The 3,615-nt window shown below is 26.4% G+C and carries 3 protein-coding genes; all 3 read right to left on the bottom strand.

Annotated features, from left to right (window positions below):
- Positions 1 to 1,326 (bottom strand): lipopolysaccharide biosynthesis protein (locus E6248_RS14455; RefSeq protein WP_316341486.1); only part of this gene is annotated, 1,326 nt, incomplete at its 3' end.
- Positions 1,327 to 1,355: 29 nt separating this feature from the next.
- Positions 1,356 to 2,357: a glycosyltransferase gene (locus tag E6248_RS14450; RefSeq protein WP_316341485.1), complete on the bottom strand. Its 1,002-nt coding sequence runs from the start codon at positions 2,355 to 2,357 to the stop codon at positions 1,356 to 1,358.
- A gap of 67 nt (positions 2,358 to 2,424) precedes the next feature.
- Positions 2,425 to 3,393, bottom strand: a complete 969-nt coding sequence (locus E6248_RS14445; protein ID WP_316341484.1) for an O-antigen ligase family protein — start codon at positions 3,391 to 3,393, stop codon at positions 2,425 to 2,427.
- Positions 3,394 to 3,615: the final 222 nt, after the last annotated feature.

Genomic DNA, 3,615 nt, shown 5'->3' with positions numbered 1-3,615 from the left:
CATATTAAGATATAAAATACTATAGGCAACTCCCCCCATAATAATAGATAACAATAATGAAGGAAGTATATCTTTTATTTGTTCTTTATAACCATAATTTAAGAGTTTCAAATTTGGATATGCGTTTATAAATGAAGAAATTATCCCTGATAACAATCCACCTAAAGCAATTGCATATATACCATAAAACATTGAAATAATTAAAATAATAATACCAATTATTTTTTTTATAATTTCTAATTTTAAATATATATCACTTCTTCCAAGGGCATTAATAGCTTGTAAGTTAGAAGTGTGTATAGGCCATAAGGCATATGATAAACAGAAAATTTGCATAAATGGTACAGCTGGCAACCATTTATCTGTCAAAAGTATTTTTATTAAAGGCTCTCCTACAACAGCTAGTCCTATCATCATTGGAAATATTAAAAATGAGCTTGTTACAATTGATCTCCTTACCAATTCTTTTACTCTTTTTTTATTCTCTTGCTCTGCAGATAACGTAGGTAGCATAACGGATTGAATTGACCCATTAATATTATTAACTATTAATTGCGGAAACTGCTCTCCCCTATTATAGAAAGCTAACATATTAGATGCATAAACTTTTCCTACAATAAGCCCTCTTAAATTCATATATATTGTATCTATTAAAGAAGATACTAATAATTTCCATCCATAAGAAAATAAATTCCCCACTCTATTAATAGAAAAAATTAATTTTGGTCTCCATTTTAATGTAAACCAAAGTATAAAAGTTATAGATACTTGATTTACTATTTGTTGTGCCACTAGTGCCCAAACTCCAAATCCTGAATAAGCTAAAGTTATTCCAACTATACCTGATATCAATATAGAAAATACACTTCCAATGAATAATTTTTTAAACTGCATTGTTCTTGCAATTATTGCATTCTGGATAGAATTAAATGCACCAAAGAATAATATAATTGCTAACACTCTTAATACCTGTTTTAATTCTGCAATCTTGTAAAAATTAGCTATAAATGGAGAGGCAAAAAATAAAATAATATAAAGTATAGTAGATACAACCAGACTTATATATAATACTGATGAAAAATCTTCTTCTTTTACATTCTTTTTTTGAATTAATGCTGTATTAAATCCACTTTGAATAAAAACATTAGCTAAAGCTATAAATATTGTTAACAATGATATAATTCCATAGTCGTTAGGTGATAAAATTCTAGCTAATACAATTTGTACTATAAATTGTATTCCTTGAACTCCTCCACGCTCCATCAATTTCCAAAACAAACTATTGATGACTTTTCCTTTAGTATTTTTGTTATCACCTTCAATCATTTTAATATCCCTCCATCTAATGTAAGTTACTATATTCTTTTTAGATTATATGCATAGACCTTTATATATTTTATTACTGCTCTTATTCTTTTGATTAGTTTAGGAAAATAATATTTTATATTAATCTTAAATTTATAATTAATTTTTAGATTATTATAATATTCTCTACATTGTGATTTCTTTATCTCACCTTTTTTCCTACTTATTAATAATATCAGCATTTGCCTATTCTTAATTACTAAATCAATTGTTTTCTTATATCTATGCATTGTATAAATATTAAATCCCTTTAACAATTTAATATCATTTTCGCAATTTTTAATATCCTTCTCTCTTGAATCCTTTCCAGAATATAAATTTGTTGTCCAAGCTCCCTGAATTCCAACTCTATAAGCAGACATAGATTCATCTATATAATATACTTGTCCTTTGCTTGCAAGTATTAATTGAAGTGGGTAATCTGCAACATGTGCATCCATAAAAAACTGTGGTAAATTTTCAATATCCTTCTTACAATACATAATAGATGCTGTTGCACAAAAACCTCCTCCTCCCATTATTAAATCATCTATTAAAACAGTACGGTTCTCTTTATATGGTCTAACTTTTATTCCTTGAAGCTTTCTATCACCATCTACTATATCTGCTGAATGAATGCACATACTACATTCAGGATTTTTTTGCATATAATCTACTTGCTTTTGTAACTTATATGGATCTGTCCAAAAATCATCTCCCTCACATAATGCAATATATTTACCAACAGCTCTAGAATCATTAAATAAATAGAAAATTCTTCTACGTCCTTTGCTATATTGATTTTCAGTTTGATATATTGGCTTAATTATATTAGGATATCTTCTTTGATAATCTTTTATTACATCAGCCGTTCTATCAGTGGAAGCATCATCATGAATAAGTATTTCAAAATCAAAATCTGTTTTTTGCATTAAAAAACTATATAATGCATCAGATATATACTTTTCATGATTATATGTTATGCAACTTATACTTACTAAAGGTTTATTCATACCTTCCTCCATGTATAATAAAAATATAGAATTTACTATGTTTTTATTATTATTCTTTAAATATTGATTAAGTAGTAATATTAGTTTTTTCATAAAGAAATGATAGGCACAAAGTAAATGGAGCCCAAAATTCAATTGCTGAAATTGTATTATCTGTAAAACTAAAAAACACAAATCCAATAATCAGTGCTCTGATCATTCCTTTTCTACTTTTAACAAAACAATTATTTTTATAAACTATAAAAAATATAATTGTAAAGCAAATTAATAATACTCCTAATCCTATAAAACCACTTTCCACAAAAAATTTAATATATTCATTATGTGGAGAAATAAACCCTAAATCAGTGAAAAATTCATCAAGAGTTTTAATATAACCAATGCCTAATCCAAAAATTCTATTACCTCGAGATAATTTAAGCATCTCCCCCCATACATAAAATCTACTTGATGTATTTAAAAAACCTACTCCATAATCAGCCCCTATATTTAGAGTTCTCGATATCATTTTTCCAAACATTAAATAACTAATAAAAATAACTATTGGTGAAAGAACTACTGCATATACTACTGTCTTTTTTTTCAGCTTTTTTATGTATGGTATGATAATTTGAATAAACAAAATTAGAGCGAAAATAGTGCCTCCTCGCATTTGTGACAAAAATGTAATTATTAAGTTAATAATTATCAATTTTCTATACTTCTTTTTACCAAATTTCTCAAATAGAACTGCAGATGCGTACATACCAATAGAAGAATAAAAGACCAAATGTGGTAGTATCCCACCAGATACTATCCTCAAGTCACTTGATAAAAGATATCCTTTCATTAAAATTCCTATAGCAACATTGATAACTGATAAATAACTTAATACTTTTAGTCCTTTTATTACATCATTTTCATTCCATTTTATATAGAATATTAAAAAACCTATTGAAAGTGTAGAAAATGCAGTAATAAAATCAGTAAATGAATATGTGTTTGTTTCTCTAGAAAACATTACTATTAAATTCGTACAGAATAATATTCCTAACAAAACAAGCGGAATCCTTGTAATTTTTTTCATGCCATATTTGAATATACATATAAGAATTGCAAATAAAATCAAAAATTTATTGATAAATGAAAAGTTGATATATTTGTCTAACCCGAATTCGCATATAAGCATACCAACAGATAGAAATATAGAATACTTCGGTTTAGTCAACAAACATATTATATACACAATTAAACTAATAATTGCCAGAAAGTTAATTAT

Source organism: Clostridium sp., assembly GCF_032552055.1.
GTDB lineage: Bacteria > Bacillota > Clostridia > Clostridiales > Clostridiaceae > Clostridium.
Note: the sequence above shows the minus strand (reverse complement) of the source record. Positions and strands in the feature narration are given on the sequence as shown.

Coding starts and splice junctions, on each gene's coding strand:
- E6248_RS14450 (WP_316341485.1), bottom strand. CDS start 2,357: ATGAATAAACCTTTAGTAAGTATAAGTTGCATAACATATAATCATGAA.